At 37.1% G+C, this 20,702-nt stretch carries 26 protein-coding genes; 8 read left to right on the top strand and 18 right to left on the bottom strand.

Annotation, left to right across the window (positions count from 1 at the left end; all coding sequences use genetic code 11):
• Nucleotides 1-17 precede the first annotated feature (17 nt).
• The 11 genes from AsFPU1_RS04900 to accC form a co-directional block, all read right to left on the bottom strand.
• Nucleotides 18-317: a nucleotidyltransferase family protein gene (locus AsFPU1_RS04900; protein WP_369692076.1), complete on the bottom strand. Its 300-nt coding sequence runs from the start codon at nucleotides 315-317 to the stop codon at nucleotides 18-20.
• Nucleotides 295-477: a DUF1902 domain-containing protein gene (locus AsFPU1_RS04895; RefSeq protein WP_124976848.1), complete on the bottom strand. Its 183-nt coding sequence runs from the start codon at nucleotides 475-477 to the stop codon at nucleotides 295-297. Before AsFPU1_RS04895 ends, AsFPU1_RS04900 begins: the two co-directional genes overlap by 23 nt.
• A gap of 19 nt (nucleotides 478-496) precedes the next feature.
• Nucleotides 497-673 carry an Rpn/YhgA-type helix-turn-helix domain-containing protein gene (locus AsFPU1_RS22475; protein WP_172957556.1) on the bottom strand — a complete coding sequence of 59 codons (177 nt, stop codon included), beginning with the start codon at nucleotides 671-673 and terminating at the stop codon, nucleotides 497-499.
• Nucleotides 674-684: 11 nt separating this feature from the next.
• A complete protein-coding gene (locus AsFPU1_RS04890; RefSeq protein WP_124976850.1) occupies nucleotides 685-1,494 on the bottom strand; it encodes an Rpn family recombination-promoting nuclease/putative transposase in 810 nt (269 codons plus the stop codon).
• A gap of 53 nt (nucleotides 1,495-1,547) precedes the next feature.
• On the bottom strand, nucleotides 1,548-2,114 hold the full coding sequence (locus tag AsFPU1_RS04885) for a Uma2 family endonuclease (protein WP_124976852.1): 567 nt from the start codon (nucleotides 2,112-2,114) through the stop codon (nucleotides 1,548-1,550).
• Between the two features lie 210 nt (nucleotides 2,115-2,324).
• Nucleotides 2,325-2,750, bottom strand: a complete 426-nt coding sequence (locus AsFPU1_RS04880; RefSeq protein WP_124976854.1) for a helix-turn-helix domain-containing protein — start codon at nucleotides 2,748-2,750, stop codon at nucleotides 2,325-2,327.
• The gene (locus tag AsFPU1_RS04875) at nucleotides 2,731-3,033 is read right to left on the bottom strand and encodes a type II toxin-antitoxin system HigB family toxin (RefSeq protein ID WP_124976856.1); all 303 of its coding nucleotides are present in this window, start codon (nucleotides 3,031-3,033) and stop codon (nucleotides 2,731-2,733) included. Before AsFPU1_RS04875 ends, AsFPU1_RS04880 begins: the two co-directional genes overlap by 20 nt.
• Nucleotides 3,034-3,163: 130 nt before the next feature.
• Nucleotides 3,164-3,646 (bottom strand): acetyl-CoA carboxylase biotin carboxyl carrier protein, encoded by a 483-nt coding sequence (gene accB, locus AsFPU1_RS04870; protein ID WP_124976858.1) that lies wholly within the window; start codon nucleotides 3,644-3,646, stop codon nucleotides 3,164-3,166.
• Nucleotides 3,647-3,707: 61 nt separating this feature from the next.
• Nucleotides 3,708-4,265: an elongation factor P gene (efp, locus tag AsFPU1_RS04865; RefSeq protein ID WP_124976860.1), complete on the bottom strand. Its 558-nt coding sequence runs from the start codon at nucleotides 4,263-4,265 to the stop codon at nucleotides 3,708-3,710.
• Nucleotides 4,266-4,332: 67 nt separating this feature from the next.
• Nucleotides 4,333-5,322, bottom strand: coding sequence for an ABC transporter ATP-binding protein (locus AsFPU1_RS04860; RefSeq protein ID WP_124976862.1), 990 nt, complete (start codon nucleotides 5,320-5,322; stop codon nucleotides 4,333-4,335).
• Nucleotides 5,323-5,450: 128 nt separating this feature from the next.
• On the bottom strand, nucleotides 5,451-6,800 hold the full coding sequence (accC, locus tag AsFPU1_RS04855) for an acetyl-CoA carboxylase biotin carboxylase subunit (protein WP_124976864.1): 1,350 nt from the start codon (nucleotides 6,798-6,800) through the stop codon (nucleotides 5,451-5,453).
• A gap of 74 nt (nucleotides 6,801-6,874) precedes the next feature.
• Between accC and AsFPU1_RS04850 the strand changes: the two genes are divergently transcribed.
• Nucleotides 6,875-7,474, top strand: a complete 600-nt coding sequence (locus tag AsFPU1_RS04850; protein ID WP_124976866.1) for a DedA family protein — start codon at nucleotides 6,875-6,877, stop codon at nucleotides 7,472-7,474.
• Nucleotides 7,475-7,519: 45 nt separating this feature from the next.
• Here AsFPU1_RS04850 and AsFPU1_RS04845 read toward each other — a convergent pair whose 3' ends face one another.
• Together AsFPU1_RS04845 and AsFPU1_RS04840 are read right to left on the bottom strand one after the other, a co-directional pair.
• Complete coding sequence (locus tag AsFPU1_RS04845; protein WP_124976868.1) at nucleotides 7,520-7,741, bottom strand: type II toxin-antitoxin system HicA family toxin; 222 nt, start codon at nucleotides 7,739-7,741, stop codon at nucleotides 7,520-7,522.
• A gap of 2 nt (nucleotides 7,742-7,743) precedes the next feature.
• Nucleotides 7,744-7,974, bottom strand: coding sequence for a type II toxin-antitoxin system HicB family antitoxin (locus AsFPU1_RS04840; protein ID WP_124976870.1), 231 nt, complete (start codon nucleotides 7,972-7,974; stop codon nucleotides 7,744-7,746).
• 225 nt (nucleotides 7,975-8,199) lie between these two features.
• Here AsFPU1_RS04840 and AsFPU1_RS04835 point away from each other — a divergent pair, with 225 nt between their 5' ends.
• Complete coding sequence (locus tag AsFPU1_RS04835; RefSeq protein ID WP_124976872.1) at nucleotides 8,200-8,472, top strand: ribbon-helix-helix domain-containing protein; 273 nt, start codon at nucleotides 8,200-8,202, stop codon at nucleotides 8,470-8,472.
• A complete protein-coding gene (locus tag AsFPU1_RS04830) occupies nucleotides 8,465-8,764 on the top strand; it encodes a type II toxin-antitoxin system RelE/ParE family toxin (protein WP_124976874.1) in 300 nt (99 codons plus the stop codon). Before AsFPU1_RS04835 ends, AsFPU1_RS04830 begins: the two co-directional genes overlap by 8 nt.
• Nucleotides 8,765-8,808: 44 nt before the next feature.
• On the opposite strand, the gene acsF is transcribed toward AsFPU1_RS04830, so the two are convergent.
• Complete coding sequence (gene acsF, locus AsFPU1_RS04825) at nucleotides 8,809-9,879, bottom strand: magnesium-protoporphyrin IX monomethyl ester (oxidative) cyclase (protein WP_124976876.1); 1,071 nt, start codon at nucleotides 9,877-9,879, stop codon at nucleotides 8,809-8,811.
• Between the two features lie 358 nt (nucleotides 9,880-10,237).
• Between acsF and AsFPU1_RS04820 the strand changes: the two genes are divergently transcribed.
• Together AsFPU1_RS04820 and hemN are read left to right on the top strand one after the other, a co-directional pair.
• A complete protein-coding gene (locus AsFPU1_RS04820) occupies nucleotides 10,238-11,002 on the top strand; it encodes a biliverdin-producing heme oxygenase (RefSeq protein WP_124976878.1) in 765 nt (254 codons plus the stop codon).
• Nucleotides 11,003-11,158: 156 nt separating this feature from the next.
• Nucleotides 11,159-12,556: an oxygen-independent coproporphyrinogen III oxidase gene (hemN, locus tag AsFPU1_RS04815; protein WP_124976880.1), complete on the top strand. Its 1,398-nt coding sequence runs from the start codon at nucleotides 11,159-11,161 to the stop codon at nucleotides 12,554-12,556.
• Nucleotides 12,557-12,691: 135 nt separating this feature from the next.
• Here hemN and AsFPU1_RS04810 read toward each other — a convergent pair whose 3' ends face one another.
• Nucleotides 12,692-13,714, bottom strand: a complete 1,023-nt coding sequence (locus AsFPU1_RS04810) for a fatty acid desaturase family protein (protein WP_124976882.1) — start codon at nucleotides 13,712-13,714, stop codon at nucleotides 12,692-12,694.
• A 187-nt stretch (nucleotides 13,715-13,901) separates the two neighbouring features.
• Here AsFPU1_RS04810 and AsFPU1_RS04805 point away from each other — a divergent pair, with 187 nt between their 5' ends.
• Both AsFPU1_RS04805 and AsFPU1_RS04800 read left to right on the top strand, forming a co-directional pair.
• On the top strand, nucleotides 13,902-14,501 hold the full coding sequence (locus AsFPU1_RS04805; RefSeq protein ID WP_124976884.1) for a glutathione S-transferase family protein: 600 nt from the start codon (nucleotides 13,902-13,904) through the stop codon (nucleotides 14,499-14,501).
• A gap of 219 nt (nucleotides 14,502-14,720) precedes the next feature.
• Nucleotides 14,721-15,311 carry a pyridoxamine 5'-phosphate oxidase family protein gene (locus AsFPU1_RS04800; RefSeq protein WP_124976886.1) on the top strand — a complete coding sequence of 197 codons (591 nt, stop codon included), beginning with the start codon at nucleotides 14,721-14,723 and terminating at the stop codon, nucleotides 15,309-15,311.
• Between the two features lie 226 nt (nucleotides 15,312-15,537).
• Here AsFPU1_RS04800 and fmt read toward each other — a convergent pair whose 3' ends face one another.
• The 3 genes from fmt to thrB form a co-directional block, all read right to left on the bottom strand.
• On the bottom strand, nucleotides 15,538-16,551 hold the full coding sequence (fmt, locus tag AsFPU1_RS04795; RefSeq protein ID WP_125061054.1) for a methionyl-tRNA formyltransferase: 1,014 nt from the start codon (nucleotides 16,549-16,551) through the stop codon (nucleotides 15,538-15,540).
• A gap of 9 nt (nucleotides 16,552-16,560) precedes the next feature.
• Complete coding sequence (gene hisG / locus AsFPU1_RS04790) at nucleotides 16,561-17,205, bottom strand: ATP phosphoribosyltransferase (RefSeq protein WP_124972198.1); 645 nt, start codon at nucleotides 17,203-17,205, stop codon at nucleotides 16,561-16,563.
• A gap of 81 nt (nucleotides 17,206-17,286) precedes the next feature.
• On the bottom strand, nucleotides 17,287-18,201 hold the full coding sequence (thrB, locus tag AsFPU1_RS04785) for a homoserine kinase (RefSeq protein WP_124972200.1): 915 nt from the start codon (nucleotides 18,199-18,201) through the stop codon (nucleotides 17,287-17,289).
• Nucleotides 18,202-18,631: 430 nt separating this feature from the next.
• On the opposite strand from thrB, the gene AsFPU1_RS04780 reads away from it, so the two are divergent.
• Nucleotides 18,632-20,644, top strand: a complete 2,013-nt coding sequence (locus AsFPU1_RS04780) for a serine/threonine phosphatase (protein WP_227873386.1) — start codon at nucleotides 18,632-18,634, stop codon at nucleotides 20,642-20,644.
• Nucleotides 20,645-20,702: the final 58 nt, after the last annotated feature.

Genomic DNA, 20,702 nt, shown 5'->3' with positions numbered 1-20,702 from the left:
CTAAATATAACCGAATACTACGAGACATAAATCGCTTCTTGTTTAACGGTTTGACGAATTGGAGACTTTAGCATATTGTGAGTTACTAAATCTACTTTAGTACCTAAACAATCTTCTAAATAAAATTTTAAATCCATATAGCGATCAAATGTAACTTTTTCCGTAAACTCTACTAAAATATCAACATCACTATTAACAGTTGCCTCGTTTCTAACAACTGATCCAAAAATTGCTAAAGATTTAATACCATAATCTTCTATAATTTGGTAATTTATTTTTAGGATATTAAGTACCTTATCTCGTTCCATAATCATCATTGTCGGTTAAAATTTTAGCTAAATCTGAAGCAATTTCTACGACTTCCTCAATGGTGTTACCTTCAGCAACTAATCCTTGTATTTGTTCGGTAGTTGCCACAAAATACTCTTGTCCTTTTTCTTCAAATTTCTCTATTTTTAACGTGATTAGAGTTTTCATAAAACCTCAAGTAGATAAATTAATCCTCCTGATTCAAAGATAAACTAAGTTGTTGAATTTCTTTTAAAGTTAATCCTGTTACTTTAGCAATATCCTCCATATTCATGTTATTTTTGAGCATATTTAAAGCTATTTTTCGGATAGCTTTGATTTCACCTTCATGGAAAATTTTTTCATAGATAACTGATTCGTGCATAAGATTAATTTTTACTTTGATTGTTCTTGGTTATTCAAAGATAAACTAATTTGCTGAATTTGTTCTAAGGTTAGTCCTGTTAGCTTAACAATATCCTCCAGATTCATGTTATTTTGAAGCATATTTAAAGCTATTTTTCTAATTGCTTTTTGTTCTCCTTTCTTTTCACCTTTTTTTTCTCCTTGAATTTCACCTTCATGGAAAATTTCTTGATAAATAACTGATTCGCGCATGATATCACTCCTAAGAATTCGTTGAATACTCTCTTGATCTAATTTTAACCCAGATAGAATAGCAGTGGAGGCACTAATATCACCTTGTCTTTGTCGGTTAGGAATATCGTCAATAATAGAGGCAATTTGAGTTAATGTTTCTGTAGGGTTATCGGTACGACTGAGAACAGCAAATGGTAATAAACCAGGAGTTTCCATAAAAATAGTTGTCGGTTCTTCCCAAAGACGAATAATCTGGAATTGATGACGTAAATTAGTTAACTCAAAGGTATTTTGATACACTAATTCTGAATTACTGGGTTTTAGATAAATTACCACCTGATACATTTCCTTATTGGGATAACGACGATACACCCGTAAACGATAGTCAGTCATCCTAAAGGGTATATCTTCATCCGGTGAGGTTTGAAACTCAATATGCAGGACAATTTCTTCTGATTGCAAAAAAATGAGAGAATCTGCTCTAATAGGATTTAATGAGAGTTCTGTGGGTTTTAATTCTGTGAGTTCAATGGGTTTATTTAGTAACCAGTTAGCAAAGTCACTACTAAATCTTTCTGCTAGAAATTTACAAACATTATCATACATTGGAAACAAAAAAATATAATTTTATTTAATTTTACTCAATAAAGATAAACAAATTATATATCAAAAACTTGTTTAACAGTTAACTTTAAATCAGGAAAAAGCAAAGATTTAATATCTTGTTCTTCTGTAAATTCTGTCACTTCATAAAACCCAGAAACTAACAATAATACTGATACTTTTTTTGCCTCTGGATCAATAATCCAATATTCAGGTATTTCTCTAACCGCATATTCAGAACGCTTATAACGATAGTCATCATCTGAATTTCCTGGACTAACAATTTCCACTGCTAACATAGGAGGAGATTCTAAAACTGCTGTAGACATTTCTCGAATATCTTGACATTGACTTTCCGACAAAATAATTAAATCAGGAATTCTTGATTTATTCTTAGAAGTTCTGACACCGACTGTTCCTGGCATAACTTTCCACTGCTGTTTTAATTTGTCAATTTCTTGCTCTAAAATATTAAAAATTAAATGTAATATCAAAACATGAAAACCACTAGCAGTTGGAATAAGTTTTAACTCTCCATTAACTAATTCATACTTGTTGTCTGTCCCATCATCATAGTTGAGATATTCTTCAAAAGAATAAGTTTTAGTTAGTATTTGAACCATTTTTCCTTGACTCCTATTATGATTATTAAAGGAATACAGATGTAGGTAATAATTAAATTATAACAACTTTATAACAAAATCAAAGTGGCACAGGCATCTTGCCTGTTATCTATTATATAATAAATAAAATAGTCAACCTGATATGACTTATGACTTCTGCTAAAGTAAATCAACCACTAACTGAATACAATTTATACGACCAAGACTTTCCTAAGACTCAATAAATAAACTAGGTGCAACCTTAAAATATACTCCTAATTTTTTTGCTTGTTCAACACTAATTGTTTGTTGACCATTAACTAGGGCTGAAATCAACTCACGGTCAGAACCAATCACTTCGACTAAATGTGCTTGTTGAGTCTCACTAGATTCTAAAAGATGTTGTAAAATTTCATGGGGTGGGAGGTGGCTCCAATCTTCTAACGAATAATATTGTTCTTCATAGTCTTCTATTAATTTGACCAGTAAGCGAAATAAGGTTGTTTCTTCTGGAGTACGGTTATCTTTCTTGGAAATCAGGTTTTCGGCAACAGTTAAGTAGTCCTGATATTCAGCCTCTGTCTCAATTATCTTCGGAATAATCTTCGTTTCCTCTAAAAGTTTTAGGTAACTTTTTTTATTGAAAGTAAGGGTCATTCTTCCATTGCTCCTTATCATATTCTGCATGAGTTAAAAAATATTTAAAATAGACGACTTGTTCTTGATAATCAATATCGAGAATCAGACGATATGTATTCCCTTTAATATTCAAAACAGTGAAATTTCCTACCGATTCAGCATCTTTATAAGCTTGTTGCAGTTCAATAAGGTTTTTCCATTGAGCTTTTTTGATAGTTTGGCAAAAGGCTTTGACAATTTTAGTCACTTCGGGGTATTTTGATGCTGCCTGTTTGAGTTTACCTGCTGAAATTAAGTGCATAAAAGCAAAGCCTCCCAATCCTCAGATTATACCTCTGGCTTGGGTCGTCAAACAACATACTTGACCCACAAGATACCATTAAACAAGGCAATAACCTCATTTTTAATGATACTAATCCAACAATATTAAACTAACTAGGATTGGCCCACATTAAGGTCTGACCATATTCGACAGGTTCCCCATTAGCGACTACAATTTCCATAATTTGGCCCGTTACTTCGGCCTCTATTTCATTCATTAACTTCATCGCTTCAATAATACAAACCGTTTGGCCATTACCTATGCGATCGCCTACTTCGACAAAAGCAGCCTCATCAGGTGCCGGAGCGCGATAAAATGTACCTACCATCGGCGAAGTAATAGCCACCCATTTTTTCTCCACTGGAGAAGGGGTAGGGGGTTCAACAGGGGTGGCGGTTATCACAGAGGGAGGAGGGGTTGTAGGCGTGACTACCACTGGTGCTGGTGTCGCTATAGAAGGCAAAGAAGGAGTCACATTACCCCCTCGACGAATCTTTAATTCAAAAGTATCCGTTTTTAAGGTGACTTCCTCAATATCCGTCTGAGCGATCGCCCCTAATAATTCTCGAAGTTCATTGAAGTTGATCGACACAAATTATCCATCCCATAATGTGAGCAAAAACCGTGATTCATGACAATTAAACCCCAAGAGGTTATTCTCGTCCTAAATAAGAACCATCGCGGGTATCTACTTTAATTTTTTCCCCAGTGGTAATAAACAGAGGAACCATAATTTGGGCCCCAGTTTCTACGATAGCGGGTTTCGATCCCCCGGTAGCAGTATCTCCTTTAAGTCCTGGATCTGTTTCAGTAACTTCTAGGATAACGGAAGTAGGCATTTGAACTTCTAATACCTGCTCATTCCAGAAAACGATGTCTACGTTCATTTCTGGTTTAACGTACTTTACCGCATCCCCCATTGTTTCAGGAGATAGGGTACGTTCTTCAAAAGTTTCCATATCCATAAAGACGTACTGTTCACCTTCTTTATAGGTATGCTGCATAGTACGTTTTTCTAACGTAGCTTGGGGGACGGTTTCCCCTGCACGGAAGGTACGTTCCACTACGCTTCCGGTTTGGGCATTTTTTAATTTAGTGCGGACAAACGCAGATCCTTTACCTGGTTTGACGTGCAAGAATTCGATGACCCGCCACACAGACCCATCTATAACAATGGTGACACCGCTCCGAAAATCGTTACTAGAAATCATGAAATGCTATGAGACCCTAGAAATGTCATGATTAATTGTACAGGAGATTGGGAACTAGCAATAAACTTTAATTAACATTAACATTTCCCGATTGAAACAGACGGCCAATAATCTCCTCTATGGGTGGATCAGTGACATTAAGATCAATTACGTCTAATTGGGATAAAATTTTGGCGAGGGTTGTGGTTAGTTTGTCTCGTTGAACTAAAAACCGCACCTCTGGTCCTTCTAATACTTCTATTTCTCCATATTGGGCTAACTCTTGAGAAGATAAAGGATTGGCTAATTCTACTTTGATTTCTCGATAAGGAGCAAATCTTTCTACAAGTTGTTCTAAACTGCCGTCATAGATTAATTCTCCTTGATGAATTAGCAAAACTCGTTGACATAAAGCGGTAATATCCGCCATGTAGTGACTGGTTAACAAAATAGTCGCTTGATACCTTTGATTATATTCTTTTAAAAAGGTTCTAATAGTTGCCTGTGCATTTACATCTAATCCTAATGTGGGTTCATCTAAAAATAAAACTTGAGGATGATGTAAAAGAGCAGCTAATAACTCTGCTTTCATTCTTTCCCCTAAAGAAAGCTTACGAACAGGCTGAGTTAACTTATCTTTTATATCTAACATTTGAGCTAATTCTTCTAGCCTTTTCTGAAAAATTTTCTCAGGAATTTGATAAACTGCTCCATTAATTCTCAAAGAATCTAAAGCAGGTAAATCCCAAAGTAATTGTTGTTTTTGTCCCATCACTAAACTCATTTTTGTGAGAAATGGAGTCTGACGACGAAAAGGAATATAACCGGCCACCGTAATGCTTCCTTCTGAGGGATAAATTAACCCTGTTAACATTTTTAAGGTAGTGGTTTTTCCCGCCCCATTTGCACCTAAAAATCCTACCATTTCTCCACTTTCAATCCTAAAAGAAATATTTTGAACTGCTTTTATTTCTCGATAATTCCGATGGAAAAAATGGGTTAATGTTCCTTTAAGTCCAGGTTTCTTAACCGCTACTTGATAGCATTTACTTAAATTTTGGACAATAATACTTGACATATTAATATTTTTATGGTAGGCAAACTTAAGTATTTTGAATAAACGTAGGTTGGGTTGAACCATAGTGAAACCCAACAAAACCTCTGTTTTTGGTGTCGTTTCCTTCGACCTACTTTGTTTAATGTAGCCTATTTATTAAGCATATGTTCTGTCACAAAATTAGTGTAGATATCACCTGCTAAAAAAGCAGGAGTTTCTAACACTCTTTTATGAAATTCAATTGTTGTTGGAATCCCCGTAATAGCACATTCTTTTAAAGCCCGTTTCATGCGTTTAATAGCAGTAGGACGATCAGGCCCCCAAACAATTAATTTGCCAATCAAAGAATCATAATAAGGGGGAATTTCATAATCCGTATAAACATGAGAATCCATTCTAACTCCAGGGCCACCAGGGGGCAAATAACCGCTAATTTTACCAGGATGGGGTCTAAAATTCAGATTAGGATCTTCAGCATTAATACGACATTCAATCGCATGGCCTTTAAGTTGTACTTGATCTTGTTGTAACGTTAATCTTTCCCCCTGGGCAATATGAATTTGTTCTGTAATTAAATCCAATCCCGTAATCATTTCCGTCACCGGATGTTCTACTTGAATCCGGGTATTCATCTCCATAAAATAAAAATTTCCTTCACTATCGACTAAAAATTCTACCGTTCCTGCTCCCACATAATCAATGCACTGGGCCGCTTTAACCGCAGCATCTCCCATTTTTAAGCGTAATTCAGGGGTTAAAAAGGGACTAGGGGCTTCTTCAAGCAGTTTTTGATGGCGACGTTGTATCGAACAATCTCTCTCTCCTAAATGAATCACGTGGCCGTAACTATCTGCTAATATTTGAAACTCAATATGACGGGGCCGTTCGATAAATTTTTCGATATAAACCCCTGCATTACCAAAAGCTGCCTCTGCTTCCCCTTGGGCCGCCAAAAACAACCGTGTAAATTCGCTATCTTCTCGTACCAGACGCATTCCTCGTCCCCCACCTCCTGCAGTCGCTTTAACAATCACGGGATAACCCATATCACGGGCAATACTTAGACCTTCTTTGTCACTGTCAATAATGCCCCAACTCCCTGGTACGGTGGGAACTCCAGCTTTTTGCATTGTTTTTTTAGCGGTAGATTTATCTCCCATCAAACGAATTGCTTCAGGAGTAGGGCCAATAAAAGTAATTTTGTGATCAGCACAAATTTCCGCAAATCGGGCATTTTCCGCCAAAAAACCATAACCTGGATGAATTGCGCTCACATTACGAGTGAGGGCCGCCGCAATAATATTAGGAATATTGAGATAACTTTTACTACTCGCTGGCGGGCCAATACACACACTCTCATCCGCCAACTGAACGTGGAGGGCGTGACGGTCTATAGTAGAGTGGACGGCGACTGTGGCGATGCCTAATTCTTCACAGCTATGTAAAATTCGTAAGGCGATCTCCCCGCGATTGGCAATCAGGATTTTGGAAAATTGCATCGTTTGACCCGTGCATGAACAGTGCTATTAGTAGGATAACCTTTAAGGACACTATTTAGTGATCAAAGCTTTATATGCACTTAGATTTACCGGAATTGATTAAATCGTTAGGTTACTTTGGCGTTTGGGCCATTATTTTTGCTGAGTCGGGGTTGATGATTGGCTTTTTTCTACCTGGAGATAGTTTACTATTTACGGCTGGTTTTATTGCTTCTTTAGGATACCTCAATGTTTTTGTCTTGATTTTTGGGGCGTTTATCTGTGCTGTTTTAGGGGATAATGTTGGCTATGCTACAGGTTTCCGCTTTGGACGTAAATTATTTCTCCGAGATGATTCTAGATTTTTTAAGAAAAAATACTTGATGCAAACCCAAGCTTTTTATGAAAAGTATGGCAAAAAAACTATTGTTTTAGCGCGATTTATACCTATTGTTCGCACTTTTGCTCCCATTGTGGCAGGAACGGCCGCTATGCACTATAAAACTTTCCTGACCTATAATTTGCTAGGAGGATTTTTTTGGACGGTGGGAGTTACCTCCCTTGGCGTATTTCTTGGTCGCATCATTCCTGAAGACAAAATAGATCATTATTTACTGCCTATTATTGTTGCAATTATTGTGATTTCTTTGTTGCCTTCGGTTTGGCATTTAATTCAAGAAAAAAGAAAATCTTAAGTAAGCTGTTGTGCATTTAAACCGCTTATTTTGAACTTTTATAAATTATAATAAAGCAATAAATTCATCAACAGTTAATCCTGCTTGGCGAATAATTGTTCGTAATGTCCCTCTATCTAATTCTTTATGATTAGGAACAGAAAGACGAGTTTTAGGCGTTTGTCTCACTATAATAATATGACTTCCTTTTTGAGAATTGACAACAAACCCAATTTTAGTGAATGCTTTGACACATTCTTTCCCAGAAATAACAGGTAATGAACTCATTGTTATACCTTAATCACTTCATAGCAATCTTCAGGAATAATCTCTCCATCTTGTATTAGTGATTCAATATAAAGTTCAATCGCTTCTTGAATATTTTCTAGGGCTTTTTGGCGAGTTTTTCCCTGACTAATACAACCAGGTAAGCTAGGAACTTCTGCTATAAAATAACCATCTTCTCCTGGATATAACAATACAGTTCTTTTGATCAAACTTTTTATTTTTATTGCGTCCATGATGTCAATTATAAACAAAGTTAATTTTTTTATTACAGGTCTAATAACTTTATTCTAACTCCATATTTGTCAACAGGCTGCTAATTGTTTACAAATCGAAATTTATCCCCATTTCCGTCATTTTAATTTTAATCAGTTTAACGACTCCCTAAAAACAGATATCTCCAAAAAGTTGTGTTAAAATAGAGTTCAGATACTTCTATTCAACCTGACCATTATTAATATATGAATATTCACTTAAATTTAGAACAAGAAGAATTCATTGAATCTCAGATTAAGCAAGGAAAATATACTAATGTTCAGCAAGTAATTGATCACGCTTTAAAGCTGTTAGAACAAGAAGATCAAGATTATGAAAAATGGCTTGATGAAACTCGTCAAAAAGTTGCAATTGGTTTAAATCAATTGGAAAGAGGTGAAAAGGTTGATGGAGAAACTGTTATAGCACAATTAGAACAGAAATTTGCTTGTTTACGTCAGGAAAAATTACATGGCTAAATATAGCATTTCTGAGGAAGCTATCCGTGATTTAGATGAGATTTCTGATTATTTTGCTCTGCAAAGTTTAGAAGCAGGTGAAAGCTTTATTCGTCGATTTGCTGATAAGTGTAGAAATCTAGTGAATTTTCCGAATATGGGACGAAGTTATACAGAAATTATGCCTAATTTACGAGGTATTCCTCTAGATAATTATATTATTTTATATCAGGTAATCAAAGAAGAAATTGAAATCGTTAGAGTTGTGAGTGGGTATCGAGATTTAGGAATTTTATTTGATGATCATGAATAAAAAACCGTAGGGTGGGCATTGCCCACCTACTACTCATAATTAACTTAACGAACTGTTCCTCGTAATGCTTCAGCATCAATGGGTTTAATTAAGTAAATTCGTAATAAATCCCCAACAATACCCGCAATTAAAGGTAGTTTACGCAAGGTTTTAAGGACTTTATTTGTGTTACTTTCTTGAATCGCTTTAATCTCTTGATTGCGCTCAGAACAACGTTGTAAACGGGGATAAAATTCGGGATGATCTACATCTAATACACTAGGAAATGCTCTGGCAGAAGTTTCATTTGTTTTGCGAATTACTTCTTTATCAAACTCAGTAGGATTTAAACCCAAAGACTCATAAAAACTTCCTCTTTCATGAACCGTTAACGTATGGGTTGCAAACACAGATAAGAGGAAAAAACGACTCCATAACCGAGATTGCCAAGTGTTCCAAAGTTTCGGTTGAGAACGTAATAAAGCGTTGAAAATATCTCCATGACGGTTCTCGTCTTGACACCAATTCTCAAACTTCTTGAAAATAGGATAAAATTCTTTTTCTGGATGCTTTTCTAAGTGACGGAAGATAATAATATAACGCCAATAACCAATTTTTTCGGAGAGATAAACCGTGTAAATGACCCACTCTAAAGGGAAAAATGTATAGGTACGAGTTTTGGTCACTTTGGCTAAATCTAAGGATAGATTAAAATCAGCCATCGCTTTGTTTAAAAAACCAGCATGACGGGCTTCATCTCTAGCCATAAGATGAAACATTTCTGATAAAATAGGGTTACGATCTTTGAGTTTCCGAGATAATTCTTTAAATAACAAAAACCCAGAAAATTCGGAAATACAAGACCGTTCTAAATATTCAATAAACCCTTCTCTTGTGGTTTCATCTAAATGATCCCAACACCCTTTAAAATCATCATTACGGACAAAATGATGACGGTTATAGTCATTCCGCATTTCCGTTAACATCGCTTGTAACTCTGTCTCTTGTTCCGCTAAAGAGAGACTGGCCGCTGTTTCAAAGTCTGTGGTGTAGAAACGCGGTGTCAGGAGAGTTTCCTTCGCAGGTGCTTTTGTTCCTGTTTTGAGTTCCTGGGATCTAGGGAGAGTCGCTACCATAACGCTTATCAACTTTATTACTTCATGGTTATATCACAATATACAATTATTTTCTCCTTTTGACTAGGGGTATTTGCAAACTGTTACATAAAGGCTGATTAGATAAAACTTGTAGGATGGGTTAGCGCAGCGTAACCCATCATTTTAGATAAAATTAACGGTAGGATTCAACGGCCGTTGACCCCTACGGATAGAGGGGTTTAATATCATTAAGCCCAGACATTTGAGGCGGAATGTTACAATTCATTAAGACTTGACAATCTTTTCTTGTATAACTGTATAGTAATAAAGCGAGAGAGAAATTTAGTTGTTTCCCTTGCCTTTTAGGAAAAGTCCCCCAGCTACGAGGTATCGATATATGAGTCATGATTTAGCGACCCAACTGCGAGAAGGAACCAGTCATTCTCACACCTTAGCAGAAAATACGGCATTTACCAAATGTTTTCTTAAAGGTATTGTAGAAAAAGAACCATTTCGTAAACTGTTGGCAGACTTTTATTTTCTCTATAGTTCCTTAGAAGAAGAAATACTTCGTCATCATGATCATCGAGTTGTTAGTAAGATATATTTTCCTCAACTAAACCGTCAGAAAAAGTTGGAAGAAGACCTAGCATTCCACTATGGTGAAAACTGGCGTAATGAAATTAAAGCATCTGAAGCAGGCAAAACTTATGTTGCACGTATTCACGATGTTGCTAATACTGAACCTGCCTTATTAGTAGCCCATTCTTATGTTCGTTATATGGGGGATTTATCAGGAGGCCAAAGTTTAAAAAATATTGCTCGTTCTGCATTAGAATTACCTCCCAACCAAGGTCTACAATTCTATGACTTTAATGAACTAGGAAGTCCTGAAGATAGACGGGCTTTTAAAGGTGTTTATCGGGATGGTTTAAACTCCATTGATGTTGATGAAGAACTCGCTCAAAAAATCGTTGCTGAAGCTAATTATGCCTTTAACCTTAATCGGGATGTGGTGCATGAATTAGAAGCTGATGTTAAAGCTGCTATTGGGGATCATGTTTTTGACTTAATTACTCGTCAAGAGATTCCGGGTAGCACAGAACATCATCACCATCATCATGGTCATCGGCCTACTGAATTAGTATCTGCCGAGTCATAATTTAAGTTTGTGTTTATTTTTAGGGAGTCAAACAAAGCATCAAAAAATGGGTCAAGGTTCTCCTCTTATTCCCATAGACTCCCTATCTTTTCCTGTCATTAATCTAGAATTGAGACAGTTTACTCACCTTCACTATTGACACAGGTTGTTATTTTTATGATTTGCCAATCCCCTGCTGTAATATTTGACACTGATTTATTGAACAAATATGATAAATCTTTACCTAGATATACCAGTTATCCGCCTGCAACGGAATTAAAAGAAAATTTCGGAGAAAGAGATTTTCGGGCAGGAATAGCGGCAGGAAACCATAAAAAAACACCTATTTCTCTTTATTGTCATATTCCTTTTTGTGAGAGTGCTTGTTATTTTTGTGGTTGTAATACTATTATAACTAGAAACAAAAAAGTTGCTCCCCCTTATTTAGATTATTTAACTAAAGATATTCACCAGACGGCTGAATTAATTTCTTCTGATCGCACAGTTAATCAAATTCACTGGGGTGGAGGAACACCTAATTATTTAAACCAGTCTCAAATTGATCAGTTATTTACTACGTTAGTTAACAATTTTAATATTGAGGAAAACGCAGAAATTTCTATTGAAATAAACCCCAGATATATCGACAAAAATTATATTTTTTTCTTGAGAAGTTTAGGGTTTAATCGGATCAGTTTTGGTATCCAAGATTTTGATCCTAAAGTTCAAGAAGTCATCAACCGAGTTCAACCTGAAGAAATGCTCTTTAATGTGATGAGTTGGATTTGGGAAGCAGGGTTTGATAGTGTCAATGTGGACTTAATTTATGGACTTCCTTATCAAAATCGGAACACCTTTGAAAAGACAGTCAAAAAGACCATTGAATTGAATCCTGATCGTATTGCTGTCTTTAATTTTGCTTATATTCCTTGGATAAAACCAGCGCAAAAAAATCTACCTGTGGAAGAACTTCCTAATGTGTCAGAAAAACTAGCAATGTTGCAAATGACCATTGAAGAATTCAATCGAAACGATTACTTATATATTGGCATGGATCACTTTGCTAAACCCAATGATGAACTATCCATTGCTCAAAAAGAAGGTAAACTTCATCGTAATTTTCAAGGATATACCACAAAACCTGAATCTGATTTGTTTGCTTTTGGTGTAACATCTATTAGTATGTTACAAGATGTTTATGTCCAAAATGATAAATCATTAAAAGGGTATTATAATGCTCTTGATGCTGAACAAATTCCCATTGATAAAGGTGTAAGTTTAACGCGAGATGATATTATCCGTCGCGCTGTTATTATGGAATTAATGTGTCAGTCACAGCTTTATAAAGAACGAATTGAAGAAAAATATAATCTTAATTTTGAGCTAGATTTCGATGAATATTTTGCTCAAGAATTGATTGATTTACGTCCTCTAGAAGCCGATGGGTTAATTCATTTATTTCCAGATCGATTAGAAGTTACTAATTCTGGAAGATGGCTTATCAGAAATATTGCAGCCGTTTTTGATCCTTATCTTAAAACTCGTAAGTTGCAATCTTTTTCTAAGGCTATTTAAGCAGATGGGAATGGTATCATAAATAATGTAGGGGCGGGTTTATCTAATTTCTTTGTGGGTATCATTTATTTTAGCAAAAAACCCGCCCCGACGAAAACCTTTTTTGTGGCTATCATAAATAAGGTAGAGGCGGGTTTATCGAATTTCTTTGTGGGTATTATTCTTAACAACACCTAAGTTAACATTGATATAGCCGCGTTCAACGTAACACAGATGGGGCTGCAATTTTTGGTGGGCTTTACCTAAAGCATGAAAAGGAATCGAAGGACAAAAATGATGTTCAGCATGAAAGGGCATATTCCACATCAAAAATCTTAGGGGTATAGCTGTCAAAGTCGTGCGAGTATTGGCAAAAGGATTAGCATCAAAAGTGCAAGCTGTATGTTCTGCCAATAAAATGAATCTTAATAAAGGTTGTCCCATAGCTAGAGGCAATAGCCAAAACAAAACAAACCAAGGTTGTTGGTAATATATTGAGACGATGATCGCGCCCAAATAGGTTAATAGTTGTAACTGTACTGAACGCTGAATTTCCCCTCTCGCGGTTTCCTGAATATAGGGCAAATCTTCCATCTGTCCTGTAGCGCAAAGATAATGGGTTTGCACCTTACCTATCCACCAAGGAATGCCGCTTATTACCCAAAGATATTCACCCAGGTTAGTGGGTGTGAGATCAGTAAGTTCGGGGTCTTTATCTCGAATACGAGTATAGCGGTGATGCCATTTGTGGTAGCGACGATAGAACGTGCTATTGTAAAAGGATAGTAAACCTGCGAACCAAGCCACTATGTCGTTAAGACGATTGTTGGCAAAGGCAGTGCGGTGAACGCATTCATGTAAAGCGGCAAACATGGTCGCAAGCGTAAATCCGTAGATTATTAAGGCCGGAATCTTAAGCCCTAAATTGTCCTGATTCAGCCAAATATATCCACTACCTACCATGACGGCTAAATGTCCAAGTAGTTGCAGGATTCCTTTGAGATTGGATGGTTGATTGAGTTCCGTCAATCCTTCACTCGAAAAGACTTGTTGGGGAGACAGATAAGCTACTGCTCTTTTTGGGGAACGCTCAAAGTTTCGTTCTGAATCAACAGTTTCGTCTCTTGTCACCTTGAGGGATGATTGGATTGAAATTTCGTCAAATCTAGCATCAGCCATAGTCATAAAGCCTCAATAATGGCTTTGGTGTCATTCGAGCCTCATACTTGTTATAACAAGTTGTCAAAAGCTTTGTCAAAGAAGATCATTGATCTTTTTTAACCCCTTGACATTAAACCAAATATTCGGTATAGTAATCCCGTACCCAATAAAGGGTACACAAGTTAAACTAAAGGAAGTAACCCCCATGATTAAACTTTACGGTCACGAACTATCTGGTAATAGCTACAAAGTTAAACTTTTGTTATGCTTGTTAAAGCTTGATTTTGAGTGGATTAAAGTGGATTTAATGCAAGGAGCGCACAAAGCACCCGAATTTCTGCAACTTAATCCTTTTGGTCAAGTCCCTGTTTTGATTGACGACAATCAGATTATTAGCGATGCTCAAGCCATTTTAGTCTATATAGCTCGTCAATATGGGGGTGAAGAATGGCTTCCTTTGGATGCAGTTTCCTTGAGTCAAGTTGTGCGTTGGTTGTCTACCACAGCAGGAGAAGTACGCCAAGGACCAGAAAACGCTAGATTATACTATCTATTTAACGCTACGACCATTAATATTGAGCGCGCAACTCAAAAATCTGAATTTATTTTAACTCAACTCAATAATCATCTTAAAGAACGTCAATGGTTAGAATTTGAACGTCCTACCATTGCTGATATCGCCGTTTTTCCCTATGTGGCTTTAGCGGCTGATGGTAAGATTGATTTAGCCCCCTATCCCAATGTATTAGCCTGGATTGAACGGGTTAAGCAATTATCCGGTTATGTTCCCATGTTAGGACTGTAAAAAGGCTTTTTTTAGTGATGTTCGGGCAATCTTTTTTGATTTTCTTGATTGTACCGAACGCTATATATAATTAAACTTATAGAACGGATAACATATTTTTCAGATTAGTATTTTCATCCATGATTTTATTTCCTAAAACGGAGCAACTCTCACCTATTATTTTAGCTCAGATCCATAACCAAAAGTTCATTAATGGCAACTTATTAGGAGATAATTAAAATGCCTCGCAAATTCACAGAAATTGCCTTTACCCCTGCTGTTAAGGAAGCACAAGAAAAACGAGGGTCACGACAAATTTATGCTAAGTTTGAACAACACGGCCCCGATAACGATACAGTCACTCCAGAAATTGCCCAATTTATTGCTAATTTGGATGGTTTTTATTTCGGAACCGTGAGTTCTAATGGTTATCCCTATATTCAGTTTCGGGGAGGAAACCCAGGATTTCTCAAGGTTTTATCGGAAAAAACTGTTTGTTTTCCTGATTTTAGAGGTAATGTTCAATATATCACCGTTGGCAACCTTGCAGAAAATTACAAAGCGTTCCTCTTTTTAATGGACTATCGTCATCGTCAACGGTTGAAAATTTGGGGCAAAGCCAGATATATTGAAGGAGATAAAGCTTTAATTGAAAAAGTTAGAGATCATAACGATGATACCGAAATTGAACGCGTTATTGTCTTTGATATTGAAGCTTGGAATTGGAATTGTCCCCAACATATCCCTGTTCGTTATTCCCAAGAAGAAGTTGACACATTGCAAGCTAAAATTACTGAATTAGAAAAAATTATTGCTGATTTTAATCAATAAATACAGTCATTTCAGTTAAGTAGGTACACAAAATTTGTAGGGGCGGGTTTTTGTAGGGGCGGGTTTTTTACATAAATCAATTATTCTCACCAAAAAATTAAATAAACCCGCCCTTACCGTTGTTACTCAACCATTACGACTATATCAAAACCCGCGCCTTGACTGTGCAATTAATTTTGCTTCGGTACTTATCAGTTATCAGTCAATTCATGAATTGACCTTATTATTAATTATTAATTATTGAAACCCCTAATGATTCTCCAATTAGTAAATGACTCCCGTTAACAAAATCTTGACCTAATTGTGGACGTTTACCAGAACGTTGAACTTCTCGTAATAATAGAAATCCTTCTCCTGTTTGAATAACCGGTCCAAAATTTTTGATAATACTAACAACTTCTCCGGGATTTTGTGCTGTATTATAATGTATATTTGTTAGGTTAATTAAAGCTTTTAAGTCATCAGGAAGTTGGGAATAATAAGCTTCAATAAGGGGAAAAGTTGCCATGATTTTGACAAAACCATCTCTAAATGGTGTCACACAATTAGGATAAAATCCTCTAATTTGATTATGAATTTCTCTAGCTGACCTTGACCAATTAATAAGATAATCTTCTTTTTTAATCAAGGAAGCATAAGTTGCTTCACTATCATTTTGAGGTATAGGATTAATCTTACTTTGTTCAAGTTTTCCTAAAGTTTCTATCAGTAAATCCGCTCCTTGTTCAGCTAATTTTTCTGCAATTTGATGAGCATTATCTAATAAATCAATTGGGGTATAAGCTTTTAATAACATGGCCCCTGTGTCCATTCCTTCATCCATCAGCATCGTTGTAATACCCGTTTCTGCTTCCCCATGATAAAGACACCATTGAATAGGGGCCGCACCCCGATATTTGGGCAAAATTGAGCCATGAACGTTAATACATCCCAGTTTTGGCATGGCTAATATTTCGGGGGATAAAATTTGTCCATAGGCTACTACAATAAAAGCATCCGCTTGAGCATTCTTAAGAGCATAAAGGGTGTCTTGATGCTTTTTGATTTTTTTAGGTTGCCAGACGGGAATATCATGCTTGAAAGCTAATTTTTTAATGGCTGAGGGGATTAATTGACTACCCCGTCCCCGTCGTTTATCGGGTTGAGTTACCACTCCTATTACCTTAATATTAGGCTGATCAATTAATCGTTGTAAAGTCGGGACAGCAAATTCTGGGGTTCCAAAAAAAATAACTTCCATAGATAAATTTTAGGGCTGATTAATTACACTTGTTCTAACTTTTTCTACCCAATTATTAAGATTATCTAAATTGAGGCGATAACTTAAGGGATGAGCAATTAAACGAGAGGTACTTTCAAAGAGAGTATCAATTTCAATTAAACCATTTTCTCTTAAGGTTTTTCCCGTAGAAACTAAGTCAACAATTGCTTCAGACATCCCTGTAATGGGACCTAATTCCACAGAACCATAAAGGGGTATAATTTCTACGGGTAAGTCTAAACTTCGGAAATATTCTTTGGCACAATTGACAAATTTAGAGGCAACTTTTCCATGAGGTGGTAAGTCAACTGGACGTTGATATGGACTTGTTTTTGGCACAGCTACAGACATCCGACAAGACCCAAATTTTAGATCTACTAAATTAGCAACGACAGGTTTTTTTTCTAGTAATAAATCATAGCCCACAATACCTAATTGGGCCTGACCATATTCTACATAAACCGGAACGTCAGTTGCTCTTACTAATAAAGCGGTCGCTGTCTGAGTGGGATCACTAATTTGCAGTTGACGATTTTTGGGATCTAAAAAAGCACTAAAATCTAAGCCAATTTTTTGAAAAAGTTGAATTGAATCTGATAAAAGCGCGCCTTTTGGTAATGCAATAGTAATCATTTAAGTTATTAATTATTCGGTTAAATCAACGTCTACAAATAAACTAAACTCTGATACTATAGAACCATTATTAATTATTCATTAATAAAAGATTCTGGCTCCTTGGGTATCTAGAGAAAGAGATCTCACTTGTGCTATAATGTCTAATGACTGCCAGGCTGTTTCCATTCCTTTGATCACTTCTGTGGCCTGCTTAGGGGATGTAATCGCTAATAAGGTCGGGCCAGCCCCACTAATGACCATACCATAAGCTCCAGCCGCGATCGCTGCTTGTTTGACAGCTTCATATCCTGGAATTAAACTTTGACGGTAAGGTTGATGCAATTTGTCTTCTAGGGCCATGGCTAACCAGTCTGTATTGGCTGTTTCTAAGGCTCTGATCAGTAACCCCATGTGGGCTATATTGAAAATAGCATCGGCACGGCTCAATTGTTTCGGTAAGACCCCCCGCGCTTCTTGGGTGGATAGTTCAAAATTAGGAATGCCTACCACCGGAATCAAATCCTGATGCCAAGGTACTTGACAAATTTGCCAGTTTCCCCTCTCTCCTACAGATAATTGACAATGACCCAATAAAGCAGGGACAACGTTATCGGGATGTCCTTCTATGGCGATCGCTAATTCCATCACTTCCTCGATGGATAGGGCCTGTCCTGCTAATTCGTTGGCCCCGACTAATCCCCCCACAATGGCAGTGGCGGAACTGCCTAAACCTCTGGATAAGGGAATCCCCAACTCTATATTAATAGCAATACTAGGGGGACTTTTGTCAAGATGTTGATAAAAATTAACAAAAGCTTGATAAATGAGGTTAGTTTGGTCGATGCTCACCCGATGAGATTCTGCTCCTGTTACCGTAATTTTGAGGGGGTTTAGGGTATCTTCTGTGAGGGCAAACTGAAATTGATTATAGCAGGTTAAGGCTGCTCCAATACAGTCAAAACCTGGTCCTAAATTAGCGGTAGTCGCTGGAACGGAAACATTAACAGTAGACATTATTTAAGTCTTTTTAACTAACCAGTCATTGTGCTTTCAATTTTAACACTAAATAAGCAGAAAAGATTGATTTTTCTAGCTTTATTGACAGATTAAACCTAATGCTTGACGAATTGTCCCATTTAATTCCCAATTACTATTAGGACTAATATCAAGCATAACCTTTTCTTGAGTGAGTTGCTGATAAATAACTCGCCCTTCGGAATTAATAATATTTTCCCTCAGAAGCGGACTGAGAACATTACTACCAGATGATTTTATCAGACAAACTATGCTAAACTAATAAATAATTGATAAAAGACGATGGGTAACAGATTAGCGATGCGCATCAATCTTGAGAGAGTTTGATCCCCCTTGAAATATTACAATAATCGTAATCTTTTCCCTAAAAGACTACTTTGACTGAGACAATAGAAAATAGAGCTAAATAATGTTTGCGTCTGCTTTATTATTACTGATTAGACGAATTATGCTGGTTTGTCCCCAATGTCAATTAGAAAATGCCAATCATTATAAATTTTGTCAACAATGTGGAACCTCGTTGACTCATCAGATTTGTCATAAATGCACTAAAAGTGTTCCCTTAAATACGGCCACTTGTCCCGAATGTGAGGCCTTAATTGGGACAATCTGGCAGGCCATCCTAGCACAAACCATTGATGATCCCCAAAATAATACCTCAGTCGAAGAAATCCCTTCATCTCAACAACTAACTCTCTATGGAGACTACTTAGATGCCGGACAAAAGTATCAACTATGGACACAGAACAAAGAGACTGCCTTACAAACCATAGCACTCACTGATACCCAAAAATTGTATCGGGGACAAGTGGTTGATTGTCAACCCCTGCAAAAATCCGTCCTCAAGGTTTTATTAACCCAATCGCCTAATTTGACCTCATCTCCTCAAAATGAGTCTTCTAGCTCTATCTGGCAACAAATAGGGCTGCCTAACTTAGCCTTACCTTATCTTAGTTTTCCTGACTTATACCCCATAATTCCCGAAGTCCACGACGCTTGGATTGAAGAAGAAACAGAAGTCATTTTATTGCCTGATCGCACCCATTGGCAAGTCCTCTCAACCTTACTCATCGAAGAATCTTTACCCATCCTTCAGATTATCTACTGGTTTAAGCAGATGGTGACTCTTTGGAAATCCCTTGCTACCGTCAACTGTCGTCAAAGTCTGCTGATCGATGATAACTTACGAGTGGATGAGGATCAAATGTTTGGCATAGGGCAACTTTATCCCGATATTCCTCATAAACCACCCGCTTTAAAAAATTTAGGCAAATTATGGCAAAAATGGTTGACTCAAACTAAATATCCCCCTGGGACTTCTTTAATGACTCTCGTGACTAAAGTCGCTCAAGGAGAGATTGAAAACCTAACCGACTTGCGATTAGAATTGCAAGATTTAGCCACCGAACAACAAGGTATTTCAGAAGATAACCCCACCCAAGAAGGAGCATCTTCTGATGTACCCCAAAATTTGCCTCAGGATAATCTCTCAATTTTACCAGATTTCTCCGAAGATTTACTGGATATGAGTTCGGACGAACCTCTGACCATTGGTGAACGGGGTCATGACTTACCCACGGCCGTTCTTCCCCTGGAATTGCTCAGTCTCGATGAGGCTGGATGTACTGATAAAGGTCGTCAACGTCATCACAATGAAGACTATTTTGGGATTAATACGGAAGTACATAAACAAGAGACTAATCAGGGGAAAAACCTGGAAGGTCGCGGCTTATATATTGTCTGTGATGGAATGGGAGGTCATGCGGCCGGAGAGGTGGCCAGTAAAATGGCCGTGGAAAGTTTACAAGAATTTTTTGCCAAGCATTGGACAGAAGATTTCCCGACCCAAGAAACCATCTTACAGGGGATTTTATTGGCCAATCAAAGTCTTTATGATGTTAATCAAAAAAACTCCAGTTCTGGTAGTGGCCGCATGGGAACCACCCTGGTTTTGGTGTCTGTCAAAGATACTCAAGTAGCGATCGCTCATGTAGGAGACAGTCGGGTTTACCGTCTGAGTCGCAAAGGGGGACTCGAACAGCTAACAGTCGATCATGAGGTGGGTCAAAAAGCCATTCAACGCGGTATTGACCCAGAAATTGCCTATGGGCGACCTGATGCTTATCAATTAACTCAGGCCTTGGGACCTCATGATAACAATTATGTGCAACCGGATATCCGCTTTCTGGAACTTTATGAAGACACCCTATTGTTATTGTGTTCTGACGGACTCTCGGATAATGATCTGATCGAAGATCATTGGCAGACTTATTTATCGCCCTTGTTGAGTTCTAGCCAAAATTTAGAACAGGGACTCCATAAACTCATAGAATTTGCCAATCGTTACAATGGCCATGATAACATTACGGCGGTTTTAGTTAGGGTTAAAGTGCGACCCCAAAGCAGCTTTAATGACTGGTAACATTGCCTAGTTATATCATAAAATCCTGTGGTGCGATGGTTGGTGAGTGGAACCAAAC

The sequence above is a fragment of the Aphanothece sacrum FPU1 genome (assembly GCF_003864295.1).
Lineage (GTDB): Bacteria > Cyanobacteriota > Cyanobacteriia > Cyanobacteriales > Microcystaceae > Aphanothece_B > Aphanothece_B sacrum.
This window is presented reverse-complemented; position numbering and strand designations above follow the sequence as displayed.